We start from the raw sequence: 4,223 nt of genomic DNA on the forward strand, positions 1-4,223 counted from the left end.
CCCTTGTATGCCTTAGCCTGTTCGGAGTCTGTGCGCTGTCGCACGCACTTCTGTCACGGGTTAGCGTGGCGCCAAACTCATGAGCTGACGCGATTAACGCGCGATGTGTCCTGGCGCGTCTGTTCATTTCTTGAGCGAGACGAGCCATGCCACGACGCCGGCCACCGCGATGACCACCAGGAGCGGCAGCCACATCCCGCCACCGTCGCCGCCCATCGAGCTTGAACCGTTGCCGTTCATCCAGCCGACGCCATTGCCGCCCATCATGCCGGAGCCGGCGTTTCCGCCTTGCGACTGGGCCAGCGCGCTTGCTGTAACAATCATTCCGCCCATCAATGCGGCGGCGCTCAAGGTCTTGCAAAGGTCTGTGCGTGTCATCGTCAAGCTCCATTCAGTATTGGATAGATGTGGGTGTCCGTTACCGGGCACCCAGCGAAACGGCGGGATCCGCGTGACTGACTGCGACAAGACCCTTGTATGCCTCGGCCTGTTCGGAGTCCGTGCGCTGTCGCACGTACTTCTGTCACGGCTTGCCGTGGCGTCAAACTCACGAGCTGACGCGATTAACGCGCAATGCGTCCTGGTGCGTCTGTTCATTTCTTCAGCCGCAGCAACCGTGCGTTGATGGCCGCAATCAGCGTGCTCGCTGCCATCAGCGCCGCGCCCAGGGCCGGGCGATGGGATACGCATTCATGGCGGCCCGGCCTTCGCCAGAGCTTGGCTCTTTTCGGCGATGCGGCCAATCAGCGCCTGCCATGACTTGGCGAAGGCTTCCGTGCCGTCTTTCTGGAGCCGGGCGGCAAGCGCGTCAATGTCGACGCCCTCGCGCGTATATTCCGCCAGCACGGCTTCGGCATGACCCGTATCAAGCGGCAATAGCTTGCCTACCTTGCCGTGGTCAGCGAAGGCGAGCAGCGTTGTTTCGGGGATGGTGTTGATGGTATCCGGCGCTGCCAGCGCTTCTACGTAAAGAACGTCCGCGGCGGCGGGATCCTTGCTCCCGGTGCTTGCCCAGAGCAGGCGTTGCGGCCGCGCCCCGGCTGCGGCGAGTTTTCGCCAGCGCTTCGCTGCCAGCAAATCGCGGTAAGCCTGGTAGACACGCATGGCGACGACAATGCCAAGACCGTTGCGGTACTGCTGTGCAACCTTGTCCATGATGGCGACATCCCAGCGGCTGACGAAAAGCGATGCCACGGATGCGACCACCGGATCCAGGCCAGCAGCAATGCGCCGCTCGATGCCGCGCATATAGGCCTCGGCCGCAGCGATGTAGTGCTCGCGGGAAAAGAGCAGCGTGACATTGACCGGTACGCCCGCGAAGATCGTCTCCTCGATCGCCGGAATGCCTGCCGGGGTACCCGGGATCTTGATCAACAGATTGGGACATCGCGCGCGTGCATGCAGTTGCGCGGCCGCCCTGACGGTGGCGGCAGTGTCGTCCGCGAGCAAGGGTGATACCTCCAGCGACACCCAGCCGTCGACACCGCCGGTGGCGTCGTGAATCGAGCGGAAAAGATCAGCTGCCTGGATCACGTCCTCCAAGGCGAGGTGGAAGAACAGGGCCTCGCCGGACTCGCCTGCGAGCGCCTTGCTGCGGATGGAGTCATCGTAGGACTGGTCATTGGTGATGGCGTGATCGAAGATCGTCGGGTTGGAGGTGAGCCCGGTCACCGAAAATTCCTTGATATAGCGCCTGAGCGTGCCACTCGTCAGGAGGCCCCGGGTAATATTGTCGAGCCACAGGCTCTGGCCCAGATCGTGAAGTTGTCGTGTCGGGTTCATGTGGTCTCCTGTTCAAGCTGCACCTGCAGAGCGACGCCCGCGAGTTGACCTTCGCCCTGACCAGCGGCGGCCACAACGTCGGCATCGTCAATCCCGACCACCCGCAGCGCTCGTAGCAGCTCGGCGTCTGCCACGAAGGCGGCCGCGGCATCAATGCCGATCTGTGCAGCACCTTCCTGAAGGAAAAATCCAGGAAGTCCACCGAGCCTCTGGCGCTCATCGGCCTGGCTGCGGGAGTTCTTTCGATTGCGGCAGGCGGTTCACGGCCACCACCGAAGTGAAGTATCCGGCGGTGGCGGCGAACCGCCATCGCTCACTTGAGCCGCATGTCGTTCTTGACGGATGTGACGCCGCCGACGGCGCGTGCCACTGCAACCGCTTTGTTGATCGCGGCCTGCGAACTCACGAAGCCGCTCAGTTGAACCGCGCCCTTGAAGGTCTCGACGTTGATCTCGGCGGACTTCAGACTGGGCTCGTTGAATAGGGCGGCTTTCACCTTGCTGGTGATGACGCTGTCGTCCACATACTCAGCGGTTCCCTCCTGCTTCGAGCTTGACGCGCAACCTGCGGCGGACACCAGGGTGACCGCCAGGAATAGTGCGGCAAGAACCTTGCCCATCTTGTTCATGATTTTTTCTCCAGATCGAGGTCAAACAGAGCTTGCCGAACCTCGCGCAAAATCGCGTGGTACACCACCAGCAGCACGATGGCTCCGACGATGGCGACCAACAGGCTGTAGAGGTGGAAGCGGCCTTCACCGGCCATCACGAAGGTATGGAAGAGCCAGCCGCCGATGACTGCGCCGACAGTCCCGAGAACGATGTCCGTGACGACGCCCTGCCGGCTTCCGCTAAGCATCTTGCTGGCGATGAAGCCGGCGAAGAGTCCCACTGCGATCCATGCGAGTAACGACATGATTGCCTCCTGTATCTGCAGCTGTCGGGCCTGGCCATCTTCAGCGTCAGGCGGCAGGGCCCAAGCATGCGCTGCCGCATCTTCACACTCATTTCACACCCGTTGGCGCGCATGTCAGCCGTGCGACCGTATGACGCCGCCTGCCGGACCGATACGCGAAGCTGACGGTGGGCGACTCGTACACCGTGTCGAATGCTCAACAGCAGCGTATTCACAACGACGCACCTGGTCTGTACGGCGGCGCACGTTATTCAGTGCGGGAGGCCAGCCTTGCGAGTGCGCCGGGGGGGCACGCAAATGAAGCAAACGGGCGGTTCGCCGTGCCGGCGAGCGTCACGGGATTCAGTCCGGCCTTGGCAAGATCGTGCTCAATGACAAACACTCGGCCGGAGCGGCGGTCATGACCTGCCGCGGCGGCTTGCTGCCGGTCGGGTCAGGAGGGTTTCGCACCGACGCCGGGCACCGCCAGCCTGCCGCCTTCCTCTTCCCAGTCGACGAGAGCTGCCTCCTGTCGGCTGTTCGCCTTCCGGCGAATCGTGGGGACTATAAGCGGGGCGAGGGCCGCGGGATGCGGAGGCATAGAGCCAATGAAGCGTCTGTAGCTGGTCATGATATGGGTCCTTTACGAAAGCGCGTGCCTCCGCGACCCGGGCGTGGTGCGCAGCGCTGTGTTGGGCTGCGCACTGCGAGGATCGGATCAGGCGGCGTTCGACAGTGGGTAATCCGACAACTGGTAATCCTTGTTGCGTTTTTCGAAGCGTTTGATCTGCGCGTCGGCTTTGTCCTTGGTGATGCCGTAGGTCTCCTGAATCTTGTCCGAGAGCTCGGCCCGCTTGCCGGCGATCACCGGTTGGTAATCCTTGTTGCGTTTTTCGAAACGTCTGATCTGCGCATTGGCTTTGTCCTTGGTGATGCCGTAGGCCTCCTGAATCTTGCCCGAGAGTTCGGCCCGCTGGCCGGCAATCACATCGAGCTGCTCGTCAGTGAGGTGGCCCCATTGCGCTTTCACCTTGCCCTTGAACTGATTCCAGTTCCCTTCTACGATATCCCAGTTCATATCAAGCTCCTTGTATTGTTGTATTGGTAACCCGAACGGCGGAATTGCCAATCGGGCATCGTGCATCGCACCCGGGTTTCCCCACCAAACCCCGCGTACAGCGACAGGCGGAGAAGGAGACGGTGTGGCCGCCGCACTCAGCGGTGGACGGCTTGGTTGGAAACGCCCGATGACATGACCAGCTTGGGCGCATGATCCGGCGCAGTCTGTGCGCTAACGTACGCAGGCGGGACTCGAGCGCCGCTGACGATGGCCGTGACGGGTCTGGCGCGGGTAGCAGATGGAAGACAGACGGCCGCCAATGGCCGCGTGAACCGTCGGACGCCATGATTGACGACCGGAAGCAAATCGCGTGCTCCGATCTGGCAGAATCAGTTCCTCTTGCCTTGCCTTGCCTTGCCTTGCCGCGGCCGTGCTGGCGCCCTTATTCATCGCTCCAACGGAAATCGACCGTCCGCAGCGCTGTCGC

At 62.2% G+C, this 4,223-nt stretch carries 5 protein-coding genes and 1 pseudogene; 1 reads left to right on the top strand and 5 read right to left on the bottom strand.

Annotated elements, in window-relative coordinates; genetic code table 11:
* Window positions 1–123 precede the first annotated feature (123 nt).
* Window positions 124–351 (bottom strand): hypothetical protein, encoded by a 228-nt coding sequence (locus RUW20_RS19680; protein ID WP_313953919.1) that lies wholly within the window; start codon window positions 349–351, stop codon window positions 124–126.
* A gap of 339 nt (window positions 352–690) precedes the next feature.
* On the bottom strand, window positions 691–1,782 hold the full coding sequence (tal, locus tag RUW20_RS19685; protein WP_313953920.1) for a transaldolase: 1,092 nt from the start codon (window positions 1,780–1,782) through the stop codon (window positions 691–693).
* On the opposite strand from tal, the gene RUW20_RS19690 reads away from it, so the two are divergent.
* Window positions 1,770–1,898: a hypothetical protein gene (locus RUW20_RS19690; protein ID WP_313953923.1), complete on the top strand. Its 129-nt coding sequence runs from the start codon at window positions 1,770–1,772 to the stop codon at window positions 1,896–1,898. The two genes, tal and RUW20_RS19690, sit on opposite strands and share 13 nt — an antisense overlap.
* A 197-nt stretch (window positions 1,899–2,095) precedes the next feature.
* On the opposite strand, the gene RUW20_RS19695 is transcribed toward RUW20_RS19690, so the two are convergent.
* The 3 genes and pseudogenes from RUW20_RS19695 to RUW20_RS19705 all read right to left on the bottom strand — a co-directional run.
* A complete protein-coding gene (locus RUW20_RS19695) occupies window positions 2,096–2,410 on the bottom strand; it encodes a BON domain-containing protein (RefSeq protein WP_313953921.1) in 315 nt (104 codons plus the stop codon).
* On the bottom strand, window positions 2,407–2,697 hold the full coding sequence (locus RUW20_RS19700; RefSeq protein ID WP_313953922.1) for a GlsB/YeaQ/YmgE family stress response membrane protein: 291 nt from the start codon (window positions 2,695–2,697) through the stop codon (window positions 2,407–2,409). The genes RUW20_RS19695 and RUW20_RS19700 overlap by 4 nt, the downstream gene beginning before the upstream one ends.
* Window positions 2,698–3,553: 856 nt before the next feature.
* Window positions 3,554–3,754, bottom strand: a pseudogene (locus RUW20_RS19705) (CsbD family protein); the annotation flags it as partial.
* Window positions 3,755–4,223: the final 469 nt, after the last annotated feature.

Origin of the sequence: Accumulibacter sp., assembly GCF_032229525.1 — a bacterium.
GTDB lineage: Bacteria > Pseudomonadota > Gammaproteobacteria > Burkholderiales > Rhodocyclaceae > Accumulibacter.

Bases quoted from the DNA above. Each gene is read 5' to 3' on its own strand.
- tal (WP_313953920.1), bottom strand. From the start codon at position 1,782: ATGAACCCGACACGACAACTTCACGATCTGGGCCAGAGCCTGTGGCTC.
- RUW20_RS19695 (WP_313953921.1), bottom strand. From the start codon at position 2,410: ATGAACAAGATGGGCAAGGTTCTTGCCGCACTATTCCTGGCGGTCACC.
- RUW20_RS19700 (WP_313953922.1), bottom strand. From the start codon at position 2,697: ATGTCGTTACTCGCATGGATCGCAGTGGGACTCTTCGCCGGCTTCATC.